The 17390-nt window shown below is 62.4% G+C and carries 10 protein-coding genes, 4 tRNA genes and 2 pseudogenes; 9 read left to right on the forward strand and 7 right to left on the reverse strand.

The features are described from left to right. The first annotated feature begins 274 nt into the window (after window positions 1–274). The 3 genes and pseudogenes from metH (at window position 275) to JSS27_11160 (ending at window position 5589) form a co-directional block, all read left to right on the forward strand. A pseudogene (metH, locus tag JSS27_11150) lies at window positions 275–2581 on the forward strand (methionine synthase). 2 nt (window positions 2582–2583) lie between these two features. Then, window positions 2584–4140 (forward strand): annotated as a pseudogene (locus JSS27_11155) (cobalamin-dependent protein). Between the two features lie 192 nt (window positions 4141–4332). Next, window positions 4333–5589, forward strand: a complete 1257-nt coding sequence (locus JSS27_11160) for a DUF2092 domain-containing protein (protein ID MBS0209502.1) — start codon at window positions 4333–4335, stop codon at window positions 5587–5589. Between the two features lie 92 nt (window positions 5590–5681). Here JSS27_11160 and JSS27_11165 read toward each other — a convergent pair whose 3' ends face one another. The 7 genes from JSS27_11165 to JSS27_11195 form a co-directional block, all read right to left on the reverse strand. Continuing rightward, window positions 5682–6977 carry a hypothetical protein gene (locus JSS27_11165; GenBank protein MBS0209503.1) on the reverse strand — a complete coding sequence of 432 codons (1296 nt, stop codon included), beginning with the start codon at window positions 6975–6977 and terminating at the stop codon, window positions 5682–5684. Between the two features lie 458 nt (window positions 6978–7435). After that, entirely contained in the window at window positions 7436–8263 is an 828-nt protein-coding gene (locus JSS27_11170; protein MBS0209504.1) for a type III pantothenate kinase, read from the reverse strand. Beyond that, window positions 8260–9324 (reverse strand): GTPase ObgE, encoded by a 1065-nt coding sequence (gene obgE, locus JSS27_11175; protein ID MBS0209505.1) that lies wholly within the window; start codon window positions 9322–9324, stop codon window positions 8260–8262. The genes JSS27_11170 and obgE overlap by 4 nt, the downstream gene beginning before the upstream one ends. Before the next feature lie 275 nt (window positions 9325–9599). Further along, window positions 9600–9851: a 50S ribosomal protein L27 gene (rpmA, locus tag JSS27_11180; protein MBS0209506.1), complete on the reverse strand. Its 252-nt coding sequence runs from the start codon at window positions 9849–9851 to the stop codon at window positions 9600–9602. Window positions 9852–10003: 152 nt separating this feature from the next. Beyond that, window positions 10004–10879, reverse strand: a complete 876-nt coding sequence (locus tag JSS27_11185) for a hypothetical protein (GenBank protein ID MBS0209507.1) — start codon at window positions 10877–10879, stop codon at window positions 10004–10006. A 179-nt stretch (window positions 10880–11058) separates the two neighbouring features. Beyond that, a complete protein-coding gene (locus tag JSS27_11190) occupies window positions 11059–11859 on the reverse strand; it encodes a DUF3891 family protein (protein MBS0209508.1) in 801 nt (266 codons plus the stop codon). Between the two features lie 182 nt (window positions 11860–12041). Next, window positions 12042–13403: a hypothetical protein gene (locus tag JSS27_11195; protein MBS0209509.1), complete on the reverse strand. Its 1362-nt coding sequence runs from the start codon at window positions 13401–13403 to the stop codon at window positions 12042–12044. Window positions 13404–14264: 861 nt separating this feature from the next. Between JSS27_11195 and JSS27_11200 the strand changes: the two genes are divergently transcribed. The 6 genes from JSS27_11200 to JSS27_11225 form a co-directional block, all read left to right on the forward strand. After that, window positions 14265–15932: a sigma-70 family RNA polymerase sigma factor gene (locus JSS27_11200; GenBank protein MBS0209510.1), complete on the forward strand. Its 1668-nt coding sequence runs from the start codon at window positions 14265–14267 to the stop codon at window positions 15930–15932. 436 nt (window positions 15933–16368) lie between these two features. After that, window positions 16369–16441 (forward strand) — tRNA-Thr (locus JSS27_11205). A gap of 223 nt (window positions 16442–16664) precedes the next feature. Further along, window positions 16665–16746 (forward strand) — tRNA-Tyr (locus JSS27_11210). 136 nt (window positions 16747–16882) lie between these two features. Continuing rightward, window positions 16883–16953 (forward strand) — tRNA-Gly (locus JSS27_11215). Between the two features lie 127 nt (window positions 16954–17080). Further along, a tRNA-Thr gene (locus JSS27_11220) sits at window positions 17081–17153 on the forward strand. 86 nt (window positions 17154–17239) lie between these two features. Then, window positions 17240–17390, forward strand: a 151-nt coding sequence (locus JSS27_11225; GenBank protein ID MBS0209511.1) for an elongation factor Tu, incomplete at its 3' end; no start/stop codon positions are given.

The following is a 17390-nucleotide window of genomic DNA, read 5'->3' on the forward strand; positions in this document are numbered from 1 at the left end:
TAGCGCATCAGTCGGGCCCGCGCCCGCCGCTCCACCTCATGCTGTATCGGGAACGGTTTATAATGATCTTGAGTCTTTAGACGGCTTTGCGACGTGCGAAGGCTGGGGGGAATGGGTAGTTGTTCCCTTGTGGCTTCCCAGACTTCGCAGCCTTCCTCGGCACGGCCCCCTTGCCGGAACGAGCGGAGCGGTGGCATACTTCGGTGCGCCCGGCGGTACAAAATCCGTTGCGGCAAGGACTTCTGACATTAAAGCGGATTGAGCAGCAAGCCCCATGACACGCGACCCCAACGAAAGCCGAGCCGCCGTCGAGCATCTGCTCGAGAACCAGATTGCGATCATCGACGGTGCGATGGGGACGATGGTCCACGCCTTGAAGTTCACCGAGGCGGACTTCCGGGGCCGGCAATTCGCCCAGCACGGCAAAGACCTGAAGAACCTGATCGACGTGCTGTGCATTACCCAGCCGGACGCCATCGCCAAAATCCACCGGCAATACCTCGAAGCCGGCGCTGACATCATCGAGTCGAATACGTTCGGGGCCACGCGCGTGGCGCTGGCTGACTTTGCCTTGGAGGACAAGGTCCGCGACCTGAACTTGGCGGCCGTGCGTGTGGCCCGGCAAGAAGCCGACGCCATGACGGCTCGCACCGGCCGGCGGCGGTTCGTGGCCGGTTCGATTGGGCCGACCAATCGGCAGTTGTCGATCTCGGGCAATGTCAACGACCCTGGGCATCGCTCGACGACGTTCGACGAAATGGTCGACGCCTATTACGAGCAGATCGAAGCGTTGGTCGAAGGGGGCGTCGATCTGCTGTTGCCCGAGACGGCGTTCGACACGTTGGTGTTCAAGGCGGCGTTGTTCGCCATCGAAAAGTTCTTTGACAAGAACAACGTGCGTTTGCCGGTCATCGGCTCGGTCACGATCTTTCAAGGGGGCCGGACTCTGTCGGGTCAGACGATCGAAGCCTGCTGGTATTCGATCGAGCACGCCGACCTGACCGCGGTTGGGTTCAATTGCGCGTTGGGGCCCAAGCAACTGCGCCCCTACTTGGAAGAGCTGTCAGGTCTGACGCCGCGCTATGTCAGTTGCTACCCCAACGCCGGCTTGCCGAATGCGTTTGGCGGTTTCGACGAGACACCCGAGATGATGGCCGACGTGCTGGGCGAGTACGCGGCCGAGGGCTGGTTGAACATTGTCGGCGGGTGTTGCGGCACGACGCCCGATCATATCCAGGCGATCGCCCAGGCGGTCTCGAAGCACAAACCCCGCCAGCGTCCCACGCCGCCGCGGACCACGCACTTCAGCGGCCTGGAACCGTACGTGATTCGTCCCGAGACGAACTTCACGATGATCGGCGAACGGACCAACGTCACTGGCTCGAAGCAGTTCGCCCGGCTGATTTTGTCGGGCGACTTTGAATCGGCCGTCAGCGTCGCGCGCCAGCAAGTCGAAGGGGGCGCCAACGTCATCGACGTGAACATGGACGAAGCGTTGTTGGACGGCGAAGCCTCGATGACTCGGTTCTTCAACCTGGTCAGTGCCGAGCCCGAGGTCTGTCGCGTGCCGACCATGGTCGACAGCTCGAAATGGTCGGTGATCGAAGCCGGCTTGAAATGCGTGCAAGGCAAAGGCATCGTCAACTCGATCAGCCTCAAGGAGGGTGAAGAAGCCTTCCTGAGATGCGCACGGTTGATCCGTCGTTACGGCGCCGCGGTTGTGGTGATGGCGTTTGACGAGAAGGGACAGGCCACCGAAATCGACGACAAGGTGCGCATCTGCTCCCGGGCGTACAAGCTATTGACCGAAAAGGTCGGCTTTCCGGCCGAAGACATTATCTTCGATCCGAACATCCTGACCGTGGCGACCGGCATCGAGGAGCACAATCGGTACGCCATCAACTTCATCGAGGCCACGCGGCTGATCAAAGAGAAATGTCCCGGCGCGCGCATTTCCGGCGGCGTCAGCAACATTTCGTTCTCGTTCCGCGGCAACGAGCCCGTGCGCCAGGCGATGCACTCGGCCTTCTTGTACCACGCCATCAAGGCCGGCATGGACATGGGCATTGTCAACGCCGGCCAGTTGACGGTCTACGAAGAGATTCCGGCCGAGTTGCTGGAGCGCGTCGAGGATGTGCTGTTCGACCGACGCCCCGACGCCACCGAGCGGCTGGTCGAGATGGCCGAAAGCGTGAAGAACCAGGCCAAGCAGACCGACGAGGCCGTCGAACAATGGCGGCAGGGGACGATCGAACAGCGGCTGGAACACGCCCTGTTGCGCGGCAACGTGGAGTACATCGACGCCGACATGGAAGAAGCGCGGCAGAAGTTTCCTTCATCGCTGGCAATCATCGAAGGTCCGCTGATGGCGGGCATGCAGGTGGTCGGCGATCTGTTCGGCGCCGGCAAGATGTTCCTGCCCCAAGTGGTCAAGAGCGCGCGCGTGATGAAGAAGGCGGTGGCCTACCTGATCCCGCATATCGAAGCCGAGAAGGCGCGTAACGCGGCCAAGGGTATCGTCGAAGCAAGCCAGAACAACGGCAAAATTCTGCTCGCGACCGTCAAGGGCGACGTCCACGACNNATGTTCCTGCCCCAGGTGGTCAAAAGCGCTCGCGTGATGAAAAAGGCCGTGGCTTATCTGCTGCCATTCATGGAAGCCGAGAAGGCGGCCAGCGGCGCTGCCGATCGTCCGCGCGGGAAGATTCTGCTAGCCACGGTGAAAGGGGACGTCCACGACATTGGCAAGAACATCGTGGGCGTCGTGTTGGGCTGCAACAACTACCAGATCATCGACCTAGGGGTGATGGTCCCCTGTGAAAAGATTCTAGAGACGGCACGACACGAAGGGGTGAATATCATCGGATTGTCGGGGCTGATTACTCCCAGCCTGGACGAGATGGTCCATGTGGCGCGCGAAATGGAGCGGCAAGGGTTCGAGGTGCCGCTGTTGATCGGCGGCGCCACGACCAGCGCCAAGCACACCGCGGTGAAGATCGCACCAGGCTACCAGCAGTCGACCGTCCATGTGGCCGACGCTTCGCGCAGCGTCGGCGTGGTCGAGCAGTTGCTGAATCCCAAGTCGCGCGAAGCGTTCGACGCGCGGAACCGCAAGCTGCACGAACAATTGAAGACCAGTTACCAGTCGCGCCAGGAAGTCTCGCTGGTCTCGTACGCCCAGGCCTGCGAACGACGCCCGCAGATCGACTGGGCCGCGGCGCGCATCGACCGCCCCAGCTTCACCGGCCGGCGCGAGCTGGATCATTTTCCGCTAGCCGAGCTGCGCGAGTACGTCGACTGGTCCCCGTTCTTCCTCACCTGGGAGCTGCGCGGCAAGTATCCCGGCATCTTCAACGACGTGCAATTCGGAACCGAGGCGCGCCGACTTTTTGATGACGCCAATCGGCTGTTGGATCAGATTGTCGAGCAAAAGCTGCTGCGTGCCCGCGCCGTCTACGGGTTCTGGCCCGCCGTGGCCGACGGGGACGACGTGGTGTTGTACGCCGACGAGTCGCTGGGCCAGGAAGTGGCGCGGTTCTACTTCCTGCGCCAGCAATGGCAGCGCCGCGGCCAGGACGTGTTCTACTCGCTGGCCGACTTTATCGCCCCGCGCGCGAGCGGTCGTGTCGACTATCTGGGGGCGTTCGCCGTGACGAGCGGCGTCGGCATCGACGAACTGGTGGCGCGGTTCGAGCGCGACCATGACGACTACAACTCGATCATGGCCAAGGCCTTGGCCGATCGGTTGGCCGAGGCGTTTGCCGAGGCGCTTCACAAACGCGCCCGCGTAGATTGGGGCTTTGGCCAGGGGGAACACCTGACGAACGAACAATTGATCGACGAAGCCTATCGGGGCATTCGACCAGCGCCGGGCTATCCGGCCTGTCCCGACCACACCGAGAAGCGGACGTTGTTCCAGTTGCTCGACGCCGAACGAGCGACGGGCATGCGCCTGACCGAGACGTTCGCCATGACGCCGGCGGCCAGTGTGTCCGGGTTTTACTTTGGCTCGCCCGAGGCCCGCTATTTCGCCGTTGACCGGATCACGCGCGAGCAGGTCGAGTCGTACGCCACGCGCAAACAAACCAGCGTGGCCGACGTGGAAAAGTGGCTGGCGCCGAACTTGGGGTATGAGGCGTAAGTGTCCGTGGTCAGTAGTCCGTTGTCCGTTGCACTCGAATTCGCGGCTATCTCTCTGCTTTACAACTGACTACGGACCACTGACAACGGACCTCTTCACGATTCCCCTTCCCCGGCGCGCACGGGACGGGTAGGCTTACCGGTGTTGAGGTTTTAATGCGGACGACGCAGGTATTTCACGAAAGGATCGGCCATGAAACGGCTGTTGCTGGGCGCGTGCTGGATGGTGTGGTTCATGGGCGCGCTGGTCGCCACGGCTGCCGACGCCGGTAAGAGCGAGCCGGCCAAGGTCGATCCCAAGGCCGATCGCGCCTTGCGCGGCATGACCGACGCGCTGGCCAAGACCAAGGCCTTCTCGGTCGACGTCACCGCCAACATGACGGTCCAGCCGGTCAATCAGACCAACGCCAATGTCACCAGCCTGGTCATTGACCGGGGCGGCAAGCGGATGGCGGCCGTGCTGAAGTCGGGCGAAACCGGCGCCACGATCGTCAACGACGGCAAGGAGTTGACCGTCGCCCTACCGATGATGAAGAAGTACATGGTCGAGCCGGCCCCCAAGTCGCTCGAAGAACCGTTTCCGGCCATCCTGAGCGGGCTGTTGATGATGCAGGGGCTGCAATTCGTCGCGCCGCTGTGGAACGAAAAGCCGTACGACGCGTTGATCGAAGGAGTGACCGAGGTCAAGTACGTGGGCGAGGAAGATGTGGCCGGCACGAAGTGCGACCATCTGACGTTCGTGCAAGACCCTTGCGATGTGCAACTCTGGATCACCAAGGGTGACGCTCCCGAGCTGCGCAAGATTTCACCCGACATGACCAAGCTGTTACAGGCCAGCGGCGCGACGTTGCCGCCGGGCATCACCATTTCGCTGGCCGTGATGTTCGAGAACTGGAGCCTGAGCCCCAAGCTCGATGACAAGACGTTTGTGTTTGCCGCTCCGGACGGGATGGAAAAGGTCGATTCGCTATTCGGCCGCAAGCAGGGGCCGCATCCGCTCAAGGACAAGCCAGCGCCGGACTTTTCGGTCAAGCTGCTCGGCGGCGACGAGTTGAAGTTGTCGAAGCACAAGGGTAAGGAAGTCGTCGTGCTCGACTTCTGGGCCACCTGGTGCGGGCCGTGCGTCCAGGCGCTGCCGGCGATTATCGAAGTGACCGACAGCTTCAAGGACAAGGGCGTGGTCTTCTACGCGGTGAACCTGCAAGAAGACGCCGACACCATCCGCCCCTTCCTGGAAGAAAAGAAGCTCAAGCCGACGGTGGCCATGGACAGCGACGGTAGTGTCGCCAACTCGTACGGCGTCGAAGGGATTCCCCAGACGGTGATCATCGACAAGGACGGCACGGTTCGCGTGGTTCACGTCGGCGCGTCGCCGAACCTGAAGAAAGAACTCACCGCCGAGATCGAAGCGATTCTGTCCGGCAAGGCCCCGGCCAACGCCGAGAAATAAGAAAACAGGATTCACCACAGAGGCACAGAGATCACAGAGAATACCGATTTTTTCTTCTCTGTGATCTCTGTGCCTCTGTGGTGCAAATCTTTCTACGCGGCGCGGACGCGCAGTTGTCGCCGGCGGCCCAGGAACCAGCCGACGTCGAGCGTCGAAATTGCCACGCGGTCTTCCAGGTTGGGCCGGAAGATCGTCAGCAGCATCAGCGGCAAGTACCAGGCCATGTGCAGCCCGCCCCCTTGCGCCTGCCAGAACTGCGTGCTGAGCATCACGGCCGATGAGCAACTGACCAGCGTGCCCAGGTTCTTTTGCGCCGGCCACAGGGCGTAGCTCACGCTCAGCACGCCACAGGCCACGATCACGGGAATGCGATAGGCGCCAATCGTGCCGCCGCCGCTCCAGAAGCCGTGGATCGTTTCGCGCGACAGTCCTTCGATCGACAGGCTGTTGAAGCCGAACATGCACTCGATCTGGGTCAGGAACGATGGCAAGTCATGGCTCGTCAGGGCCAGCGACAAGACCAGCGCCGCCACGGTCGTCAGCACGCCCAGGCCGAATCGCAGCAAGCCGCGCTGCCAATAGAAGCTGCACCACAATGGCAGCAGGAACAGCGGATAGTAAATCGTGCCAATGGCCAGCCCGATCAACATGCCCGACACCAGCGGCCGGCGATAAGCGGCCACGGCCCAGACCAGCAGCGCCGCCGGCAGCACGTGCTCGACGCGCCCGGTCATGGCCGCGGTGTAAGGCAACATCAGGTAGAGTGTGGCGACGGCAATTCCCGTCCGCACGTTGTCATAGTGGCGAATGCCGATCACGACCAGCCCCAGCACCACCGCCAGGTGCGAAAGAATCGCCATCACTCGGGCCGCCGCGGCGTTGGCGCGTTCCTTGGCGTTTTCTTCCGAAGCCGGCTGCTGGCCGTCGGGCTTGACCAGTTGCCGCATCGACATGCTCGGCAGCAGGTGCAGCAGCGGATAGCCCGGGCCGTGTTCGGCCAGGCTGTCGTTCGTATCGGGAGCGGAAGTGCGCTCGAGCAGGTTCCAGACACGGCGCGGACCGTCGAGGTCGGCCTCGGTGACATCCTTCATCATCACGTTGGCCATCAGGAACAGGAACAACGACGCGCCAATGAACGCCAGGCCCCCCGTCGTCATGTTCGGCTCGAGCAGGGGGCGGCGGACCATCATCGGGTCGGCCAGCATCCGGATCATCAGCACGCCGCCCACCGTGAACAACCAGACAAAGCCCCAATGCTCGCTGGCCCCGCCAAACTCTGCCAGGAACAATCCCGGCGCCAGCGCGATGAGGGCCAGCAAGTCCAGGTTCCGCAGGCTCCAGAGCCGGTTGAACTTGAAATAGATGGCGATCGTCAGCAGCGACGACAGATAGACCCAGGTCGCAAATTCGGGCGGCTGGTATTGGTAGAGGAATTGCTGCATAGTCCGCTGGCGCACCGCGCGCGGTTACCCGAAGATTGGCTGTTGGCTGAAAGATCGATCAGGGACCAGCGGCTGCGACCCTGGCCTCCGGCCTGGTCAGTGAGCGACTGGTAAGCGTTCCGTTGCCGAGCGGCGTGCGAACGTCACCTAGCTTGTGCTCGATTTTGGCAAAAAACAGCAAAAAGGCCCCTCGGAGGCCCGCTTTTGCACCAAAATCAGCCGATTTCCGAACCTTTGCCGCCTTGGCCCCCTTGCAGTGGGGGCTTGGCGGCCCCGAGCACCTACACGATTCGATGAAGCATAAGCGTTTTGCACATTCTTGCAAGTTTGGGCCGGGAGGGGCCTGCCAGGCCAGGGGGCAATTGCCTGGGTGGCCCAGCCGCAAGCGGCCGTGCCAACCATTGTTAATCGTTTGCGGCCAGATGCCGCGCCGCCAGCGCGATGCCCCCCAGCACCAGCGTCGGTTCAAACCGGGCCGAGGGGGCGATCAGCTTGGCTACGCCCGGCGCGGCGCCGCCGGTCAGGAAGACTTCGGGCGTGGCCTTGCCCTGGGCCGAGAGCAACTCGATCAGGTGCCGCACGCCCCCGATCGCGCCCCAGTAGATGCCGGCGCGCATCGCTTCGATCGTGTTAGTCCCCAGTGCCGGCGGCGGCGCGGCCAGGTTTTGCATGTCGAGCAGCGGCAACAGATCGGTGAACTCGTGCAGCGCCCGGGCCGACAGCCCGATGCCGGGCAGAATCGCCCCCCCGGTGAATTGTCCGGCCGCGGTGACCGAGTCGACCGTGATGGCGGTCCCCAGGTCGATGACGATGGCCGGTCGATCAGCCGCGCGTAAGCGATTGGCCGCCACCGCGCCGAGCAGCCGGTCGATGCCAACCATATCGGGGCGCGGCAACGTCACTTCCAGCGGCAGATCGCGCGCCGCCAGCAGCGTCACTTGCGTCACTCCGCGGCTTTGCAACCAATCGACCAGTTGCGTGGCGACGGCTCGCTGCACGCTGCCGATCAGCCAGCGGAATTCACTGGCCCGCCTGTCGGCCAGCCAGGCATCGAGGGCATTCCACGGCGAAGCTGTCGCCGAGTTCGCTTCGAGTGAAGGCACAACGTCGAGCATCGACGTCGGTTGTGGCAAGGCGCCCGCCGCGGCATCGAGCGAAGCGTAGCGCCCCAGCTTGACGCGACTGTTGCCGACGTCGACGGCGACGAGTTCCGCGCCGGTGGCCGGCGTCATGCGCCCGGCTCCTGCGCGGCCCCGGCGGCGGTCGCAACCGCGGCGTGGGTTTCGCTGGCGGCGGCTTTCTGCTTTTGCTGTTCAAGCATGCGAGTCACGGCAAACAACAGCCGATCGAGCCCGCGCCCGGTGACGGCCGAGACTTGCAACACGTCGTAGCCGACCAACTCCGAAAGTCGCGCCGCGACGTCGCTCGCCGCGGGCAGTTCGCACTTCGACAGGCAAACCACCTCGGGGCGCTCGCGCAATTGGACGTCGTAGAGTTCGAGCTCTTGCCGCACCGCGCGATAGTTGGCGATCGGGTCGGTGCCATCGACAGGCTCGGGCTCGACCAGGTGGACCAGGATGCCGGCCCGCTCAATGTGCCGCAAAAACTCGTGTCCCAGCCCGACGCCGGCGTGGGCCCCTTCGATCAAGCCGGGAATGTCGGCCATCACGAACGAATGATCTTCATCGACCTGGACCAGCCCCAGGTTCGGGTACTTGGTGGTGAACGGGTAGTCGGCGATCTCGGGGCGAGCGCGTGAGACGCGGCTGAGCATGGTGCTCTTGCCAGCGTTCGGCTTGCCGATCAGCCCCACGTCGGCGATCACCTTGAGTTCGAGCAGCAGCTCGCGCGACTCGCCCACTTCGCCAGGGGTGAACTGCCGTGGTGCGCGATTGGTCGAGGACTTGAAGCGAACATTTCCCTTGCCACCGTGGCCGCCGCGGGCCGCCACGACCTGTTCGCCCCCCGCGGCCAGGTCCTTAATGACAAAGTTGCGAGTGGCGTCGCGGACGATCGTGCCGGGCGGCACGTGCAAGATCAAGTCGTTGCCGTCGGCGCCGTAGCATTGGGCCTGGCCGCCGCGCTCGCCGCTGGTGGCGCTCCAGTGCTTTTTTTGCGACAGGGCGGCCAGACTGTCAACGCCCGGTTGCGCGATGATGATCACGCTGCCTCCGTCGCCTCCGTCGCCGCCGTCGGGACCGCCGCGGGGAATGAACTTCTCGCGCCGAAAGCTGACACAGCCGTCGCCGCCGTTCCCGGCTTGTACGTGAATGCGCACGCGATCGACAAACATGATTCAGCTCTCAACAAAAAACGGTGACCGGCTTTGGGCAGGTCAAAACAGGGGGGCGGTACTATCAGGGTGCCACCAGTGGCGAGCCCACCAGCGTGAAGCTCGCTCGGCGTTCCTCATTATCACCGAGCCAGGGGCAGGGACGCAAACAGCATCCCCAGAAGCAAACAGCCCACGGACTGATCATCCGTGGGCTGCTAGGGATTCGCTGCTGTTAATTCGTTCCGGTCAGGTAACCTCGTCGCTCGCGCGAGACTAGGCGGCCTGGCGCGAGACTAGGCGGTTGCCGTCTCGACGTTGATGCGACGGCCACCTTGGTCGAACTTGATCTTTCCATCGACCAGGGCGAACAGCGTGTAGTCCTTGCCTTGACCGACGCCACGGCCGGCAAAATAGCGGGTGCCGACCTGGCGGACCAGGATGTTGCCGGCTTCGACCGACTCGCCGGCATACTTCTTGATGCCGCGGCGCTGACCGTTGGAATCGCGACCGTTGCGCGACGAACCTTGACCCTTCTTATGTGCCATGACACAGCTCGCAAAAACAGTGATTTCGTGTACTGGGGGCAAAAGCCGGCGGGCGCATTGCGCCAGGCGCGGGCGGGCAATCATCAAGGACTGCCGCCAAACAGCACTGCGCCAAATCGGGGCCTAGCTGCCGGCTGCCGAGAACCGAAATCTTACTGGTAGAGCCAGCGGTGGTCAACCTCGCCGGGGAGCCCGTACCGAATCTCCCGGTCGTGCTCGTGAAATTCGTCTCCCGGCCGCCAGAAGTCGATCTGCAGCACCTGTTGTGACAGCTTGCGGCTGCTGCCGGGGGCCATACCGGGCTTGTACGCTCCCTCGGGGTCTTCCCATTGGTACGACATGCTCAGCCCTTCGACCGTGATCGTAATGCGACGGAGCGTCGTCGGCAGATCGGTCCAGGTGACCACCCCCCAGCGCTGCTCGCCTGCGGGAATCTCGCCGGCAATCGCATAGGTGTTGGCCAACGGGCGCTTGGGGTCTTCGCGGAGTTGGATCGGCTTGATCGCCACCGGAATCAGTTGATCGGCAAAGTTCACCTGCTTGTCCAGATCGGTGAGCGTGAACTTTGGAATGAAGCGGAACGGCGCCTCGGTCGATGGATTCTTGACCCGATAGACCAGGTACCAGACCAGCTTCGGGTCCATCTTGCCATGTTCGTTGGGGACGTCGATCGTGATCATGCGCAGCGGCTTGAATGTGAAGTCGAGCCCTGGCACGCCGGTTTCCTTGGCACCGTGCAGGAAGCGGACATTCTTGGCTGGCGACGGAGCGGGGTTCCCCTCGCGCTCGCCGTATTTGGGCATCTCGGTCAGGAACTCGACCAGATCGTGCCGGCTGACGAGGACGGCCGGACGGTCGACGGCGCGGATGGTTGTTTCGATGCCGGGGGCTAGCTTGCGATAGACATCGGCCTTGGGGGGCGCGATCTGAGTTTCGCGCGCGGCCACTTGCTGGGCCTGAATCGGATCGACCAGCGCCAAGACCAGCGCTGTCAGCGAACCGAAGCCAAAGCAAAACCGAAAGTACATAGCAACCGCCGCCACGATGAGCCGAATCGGAACCAGCGCCCCGACTGAAAAGTCAACATGACCAGTTTAGTTGCCCGGTCGGGCGAATCCCAACTTTTTTCCAATTCCCGGCCGTTTTCCGCGAAAACCGGGCAGAGCAGGGGGCCACGGGCAGGAGTCCGCCGGTCGGTTCGTGCCGGTTATGCCGTGGTCGCGGGGGCGGATCGCCAATGAATGGTCACCAGGGCGGACGGGACCGCGGCCAGTTCGGCAGCGCCGGGATACCGGCCGGGTGGAACCGCTCGGGCGGTGACTGACGACGCCATTTCACTCGCCGCGAACGGCCAAGGTTGCCAGCCGATTCGTAGCGTTCCGTCCGGATCGGCCCCTTCGGGCGCGAGGCGCAACGGCTGGCCGCCGGGGATCGTCAGCGGCTTCGGTTGCTCGGCCGCCGAGCAACAATACCAGAGGCTGAGCGCGTCGAAGAATTGCAACAGTTCCAACGCGCGCTGGGCCGCAGCCGGTGTATTGCCCGTAGGATCGACGCCCTGCCAGTCGGCGAACCAGCCGAGCCGGTCGGCATCTTGTCGGGCAAGGAACTCGTGGGCTTGCGATGTGGGCAAACTCGACGTGATTTGCCAACTGTTCGTGTGACGGAGCAGAGCCGAGAAATGCCCCGCCACCATCCACGCCGCCAGCGGCCCAATCGCGGCGGTTACGTCAATCGAGCGTTGCCAAATGGCCAGTGATTCGGCCAGCGGCATTTCGGTGAATTGCAGCGGCCGACCCGACGAGGCGTCAACACTCGGCGCGACGTCCCAGGCCGGCCAGCCATCGTCGTGATGCCGCACGGCGCGCAGCACTTGCTGGCGATCGGCCAGCGGCGCGAACGGCTCGGGCCCCCAAGCCGTGGCGAACTCGTAGGCCAAGTGGGCATGATCGGCCTGGGCGATCAACGCCCAAGCCGGATTACCCGCGATGGTCATGGTTCGCCGAATCATCGTCGTTTCTCGTGGCGTGCCCACTTCGGGGTGGCACGCCCTCCTAGGGCGTGGGGAAGCGCATATCATCCCCGCAATGTGAATGGTGGTTCACCACGCCCTGCGCTTCGCTTGGGACGTGCCACCCATCAGTGAACTGCCGAGCGACGTCCAGCAGCATTGTATCAGCCGGGCGAGTGTGCTTAGCGCTGGGCGGCAGGAACGGCGGCGGTTTGCGACTTGCCGTCGATGAATTGGGCCGACGAGAACAACCCCTGGTCAGCGCCCGACAGGAGTTCCAACATCGGCTCTTCGATGGTGAACACAAACACCGCCTGGTGCCCTTGCTCGTCCGACAGCCGATAGTAGATCCACTGGATCGGCAACTCGGCCACCGTGCCGGCGGCGACGACGCGATAGACCTTCTGGCCCAGGGCGTTGGCGCCTTCCTTGGCCTCGATGAAGCTGCCAAAGTGCTTCTGGATCGAGCGTTGCACGTCTTCCTGGAAGCGTTCGAGTGTCACGTCCTTGCCCGAGGGGAGTGACGAGATGTTGCATTGCGCGACCAGTTCACCTCGATCGACCAGCCGCAGCGCCACGGCGTCGTTGCTTTCGTCGATCACGTGCCAGCGCCGGTCGTGCATGAATTGCAGTTGACCGTTGCGCAACAGGCATTCGAGCGTTTCCTGCCCTGGCTCGACGGCCCAGGGGACTTGCGCCACCAGTTCGTCGGCCAACTCGGCCGGCGCTGACTCGGGCTTGATGGTTACTTGCAGCCGAGCCACCACATCGGTGCCGGGGCCGACCTGGCCGATGGACCGCTTTTCTTCGATCAGCAGCGCCAGCCAGGTGATCCGGCCGGCGGCCGAGTTGAACTTGTAGCGTCCTTTCACCTCGATGCTGGTGGCCACGCCGTTGACGGCCCCTTGGACGCTGCCGAACAGCTCGCACTTGGCGCCGGTGGCGTCGACTTCTTTCAACTGGCTGACGACGTCGGTCTGGCTGACGGCGTCGAGCCCCAGCAGCGTGGTCATCACCGCTTCGCCGTGGGCCCAGGTGTCGTTCACGGCCACGTCCTTGTCCGGTAGCAGCCGGTGGAGCATGACGGTGTTGGCGGGCACGTCGAGCAGTTCGAGTTCGTCCTGGACCAGCGGACCCGAGGGGCTGACCAGCGTGGCCCGGTCGTCCCGCAGGTGGGCGGCGATCAGCTTGCGGTCGTCGCGCAACGCCGGCTTGGTCACCGTGTTATTGACTTTGATCGTGGCGTCGGTCTGTTCGTACCAACGGAGGGAATCGGCCTGTTGCCCGTCGGGGCTCAGCTTCATCAGCCGCTCGTGATAGCGCAGCTTGCCGACGACGCTGGTCGGCAGGGCGCGGACATTTTGTTGCTCGTTAACCTGCAAGTTGCCGCCGACTTCCAGCAGCAACTCAACCGTAGCCGTGTCTCCGGCTTTTAGCGCGGGGCGAAGCCAGTGGGTTTCGGCGGCCAATCCGGGGCGACCGGCGGCGAATAACAACAGGGCGAGCAGCCAAGCGGCCCGGCGATTGACGAGGCAACGCGGCATGATGCACTCCCGACGTGGGGCGTAATGAGGTCGTGCTAGCAAGTGGACGGCCCAAGCAGGGGAGTCCGTGACGCCTAAAATCGGCCACGGCGTGCCGGTTCATTCAACGTAAATGTCAGGGTTTATCGCTAGCAGAGGACGCTCGGCTTGGGGCTAGTTATCGAACGCCAACCCAGTTCCCGTCATTCCCGCGCAGGCGGGAATCTAGTGGTGTGATTTCACTCTGGATTCCCGCCTGCGCGGGAATGACGGTTTGCTACATCAAAAGAAGTTCTCAACAAGGCGGTGATCGCGCGGCGACCAGGTTGGTGGTTGGACAGCTAGGAAAACGGGAATCGCGAGGTTGTAACTCGAACGGAGGGTGAGCAACAACGTGCTTGTGAAACTTGGCACAAGCCGCGTGAATCTGGGGTGAATTATGAGCGGCGTTTTGTCGCATAACTTGCAATGCATTCGCGATTTAGCTGAAAATCACGACAGCTAGGCAACGAATCGCCCGCCGTTGTGTCAAAATAGAAGAAGCCCGGTTTTTGCGCGAACAAACTTGAGAACCTTTGACACCTATTGACCGTATATACAGCATCCCGTCGCCGCGGTGCTGGCACAGATTGTCAAAACAGCACCCCATGCGGTAGATTCCGGCCCGATAGCTGGCGGCGTTCGCTACGCGAGTGGGTCGGAAAGAAAGGTCGGGTGGACAGCGGTAGGAATGGTCCTAAAGCGGCATCACGCTTGCAGTGGAAATGAGGAGCCACTCGCGTGCGTTACGTTTGGGTCCGGGCCGTTGTTGCAGGGCTAGTTAGGGTTGGTCGGGCGCCGCAACGCAAGGAAAACCGACCGATCCAGGGAGGGTCATCTCAGATGCACACCGATTATCTCAATCCGGTCCTTCGCCAGTTGCGCGACCAGCAGGTTCGTTTCGCCCCGCGCGAAAAGAAGGTCGAACAGGTCAACCGCGCCGAGCGGTTGCTGTATGAACTCGACCCGCAGCGCAGCTATCCGTACGACTTCCTCTGTTACCGCATTACCGACTTCCGTCCCGAGACGTACGCCGCGGCGCGCATCGAGGGCCAGGAGGCGTTGCACGATTTGCGGTTGTTCGTCGAGGACTTGTCCGACGCGGCCGAAGTCCCCGCCGACTCGGTCGGCGAACCGGTCCTGACCGTGGAAGAGCTGAGCAAGCAGTTCCACGTGTCGACCAAGACGATCGCCCGGTGGCGTCAGCATGGGCTGGTCAGCCGGCGGTTCATGTTCGATGGCCGCAAGCGAGTGGGCTTCCTGCAAAGCTCGGTCGATCACTTTGTGTCGAAGCACGAGGAACGTGTCGCCCGCGGCACGCGGTTCAGCCAACTGAGCGACAACGAGCGGAATGAAATCATCGACGACGCCCGGCGTTTGGCTCGGGCTGGCGCTTGCCCGTCGGAGGTGGCGCGCCGGCTTTCCGAGCGGAGCGGCCGCAGCGCCGAGACGATCCGCTACACGATCAAGGCCTTTGATACCGAGCATCCGGACCTGGCGGTGTTTCCCGACGCGACGGGGCCGCTGTCCGAGATTTCGCGCAAGAAGATCTACCAGCAGTATCGCCGCGGCGTGTCGGTTGACGTGCTGGCCAAGCGCTTCTGCCGGACGCGGACGACGATCTATCGCGTGATTAACGAGATGCGGGCCGAGCGGATCATGGAATTGCCGCTCGACTACATTTCGCACGCCTCGTTCAGCCGCGCGGACGCCGACGCCCAGATCCTGCAGTCGCCGTACCCGCCTTCGCCGGCGGTGAAGAAGGCGCGGCCCCCGGCGGGTTTGCCGCCGTACCTGACCAGTTTGTACGAGATGCCGCTGCTGACGCGCGAGCAGGAAGTTTACCACTTCCGCAAGTTGAACTACCTGAAGTTCAAGGCGTCGCAGTTGCGCAAGGAGTTGGACCCGGTCCACTCGCGCAGCAGCGTGATGGACGAGATCGAACGACTGAACGAAGAGGCCGTGGCGACCAAGAACCAGATCATCCGCTCGAACTTGCGGCTGGTGGTTTCGATTGCCAAGCGGCACGTCGGGCCGGTCGACAACTTCTTTGAGCTGGTCAGCGATGGCAACATTTCGCTGATGCGCGCGGCCGAGAAGTTCGACTTCAGCCGCGGCAACAAGTTCAGCACCTATGCTAGCTGGGCGATCATGAAGAACTTCGCCCGGACCATTCCCGACGAGTTGCGTCGCCGCGACCGGTTCCGCAGCGGGTTGGACGAGATGTTCAGCGCCGCCGAAGACCGGCGAAGCGACCAGATCGAGCAGGAAACAGCCCAGGTTCGCCGCGAATCGCAGATTGGCAAGATTCTCGAGCGACTTGACGACCGCGAGCAGAAGATTATCATTCGACGTTTCGGCCTGCTCCACGGCCAAGAGCCGCAAACGCTCAAGGAAGTGGGGGCTGAAATGGGCGTGACCAAGGAACGCGTGCGACAAATTGAGGCCCGGGCGCTGAGCAAGCTGCGCAAGGCCGCCGAGGAAGAGCATATCGACGTTCCCGGTCTGTAATGCTCGCGGATTGAACGAAACCCGGCAAATCGCCGATAGATAGGCAAACTCATCAGCCGGCGGCGCAAGCCGCCGGTTTTGCTTTGATAGCGCCCCCCTGTCTTGCCACAGTGTGATTTGCGGTAATGTGGCGGCAGCAGGTGCGGAAACGATCGAATCAAGAGCTCCCCAAGTGGTGGGGAACTAACCTACGGAGGCGGCGGAAGCAACGCGGAGAAGATCGGTAACGGCAGTGCTGTCGGGTCTATGGGCGATTGGGCCTATGGTCTGAAAAGCAGCCGCCGTGGCCGAACTTTTCCCCGTCCTTCCGCCGTCTTTTTTATTGGGTTTACAGCGCGGAATGACTGGGTTTGGCGGGTAGCAGATTTTGTGCCCGTCGTATTGTGTTTGTCTTTGTCATCGCTATATTTAGAGGTTTTCGTAACGGGACTACCAGGCTAGCGTAGCTCAACTGGCAGAGCAGCGGTTTTGTAAACCGCAGGTTGTGGGTTCAAGTCCCTCCGCTAGCTCATTGCGCGCGGAGCGACGCTTGTCAGTTTTGGGCCAGTCGTGATCAATCGCGGCGCGGCGATTGCGCCGCGGAGCGATGGTTGCGAGTGGGTCTCCTTGGCCCTGGCGCGGGTTTGCGTCGGAGTGCTCGAGCGAGGCGGCAAGTGCTGTGGCGAAATGCAAGTTAGTGAATCGTTGGTGTGATGGTTTCGGCAGCAGATTGCGTCGGCCGTCAAGTGACACGGGGGGTTTCCCGAGCGGTCAAAGGGGTCAGACTGTAAATCTGATGGCTATGCCTTCACAGGTTCGAATCCTGTACCCCCCACTGAAGAAATGACGAATAGTCGAAGCTCGAATAGCGAAAGTTCGAGTGCGGCTTTTAGATTGAGCGTGAATTGGTTGTTGGTGAGGTGCTAGGCCCGCGCGGGCGCAAATGATCTCGACATTCGGGTTTTGCAACCGCGGGTGTAGCTCAATGGTAGAGCAATAGCCTTCCAAGCTAATGACGAGGGTTCGATTCCCTTCACCCGCTTGGCTCGTGCCGCCCGGTGCAGGGGTGAAGGGGTCGTAGCTGGCGGTTTGACTTTTGGGCAGTATGTGATCGGTTCAGTTGGAGCCGGGTGTGTGGCGGCAGCAGTTGATCGGTCAGGAGGACACGCGCTGCTGTAGCTCAGTTGGTAGAGCACGTCCTTGGTAAGGACGAGGTCAAGGGTTCAAGTCCCTTCAGCAGCTTTTGGGTTTCGCGGAACGTGAGTTTCGCTGGTTTCGACAAGTACAAGTCTTTCATCGTTGGCATGAATTAATAGGTAGGAGCAAGAATGGCCAAGGCAAATTTTGAACGTACCAAGCCGCACGTCAACGTAGGCACGATCGGCCACATCGATCACGGCAAGACCACGACCACCGGCGCGATTCTCGCCGTGCAGGCCGCCAAGGGCCTGGCGTTGAAGAAGTCGTATTCCGATATCG

This window comes from Planctomycetota bacterium (assembly GCA_018242585.1).
Taxonomy (GTDB): Bacteria; Planctomycetota; Planctomycetia; order Pirellulales; family PNKZ01; genus JAFEBQ01.

Excerpts from the sequence above, each read along its gene's own strand:
- JSS27_11160 (MBS0209502.1), top strand. The coding sequence starts at position 4,333 with ATGAAACGGCTGTTGCTGGGCGCGTGCTGGATGGTGTGGTTCATGGGC.
- rpmA (MBS0209506.1), bottom strand. The coding sequence starts at position 9,851 with ATGGCACATAAGAAGGGTCAAGGTTCGTCGCGCAACGGTCGCGATTCC.
- JSS27_11190 (MBS0209508.1), bottom strand. The coding sequence starts at position 11,859 with ATGATTCGGCGAACCATGACCATCGCGGGTAATCCGGCTTGGGCGTTG.
- JSS27_11195 (MBS0209509.1), bottom strand. The coding sequence starts at position 13,403 with ATGCCGCGTTGCCTCGTCAATCGCCGGGCCGCTTGGCTGCTCGCCCTG.
- obgE (MBS0209505.1), bottom strand. The coding sequence starts at position 9,324 with ATGTTTGTCGATCGCGTGCGCATTCACGTACAAGCCGGGAACGGCGGC.
- JSS27_11170 (MBS0209504.1), bottom strand. The coding sequence starts at position 8,263 with ATGACGCCGGCCACCGGCGCGGAACTCGTCGCCGTCGACGTCGGCAAC.
- JSS27_11200 (MBS0209510.1), top strand. The coding sequence starts at position 14,265 with ATGCACACCGATTATCTCAATCCGGTCCTTCGCCAGTTGCGCGACCAG.
- JSS27_11185 (MBS0209507.1), bottom strand. The coding sequence starts at position 10,879 with ATGTACTTTCGGTTTTGCTTTGGCTTCGGTTCGCTGACAGCGCTGGTC.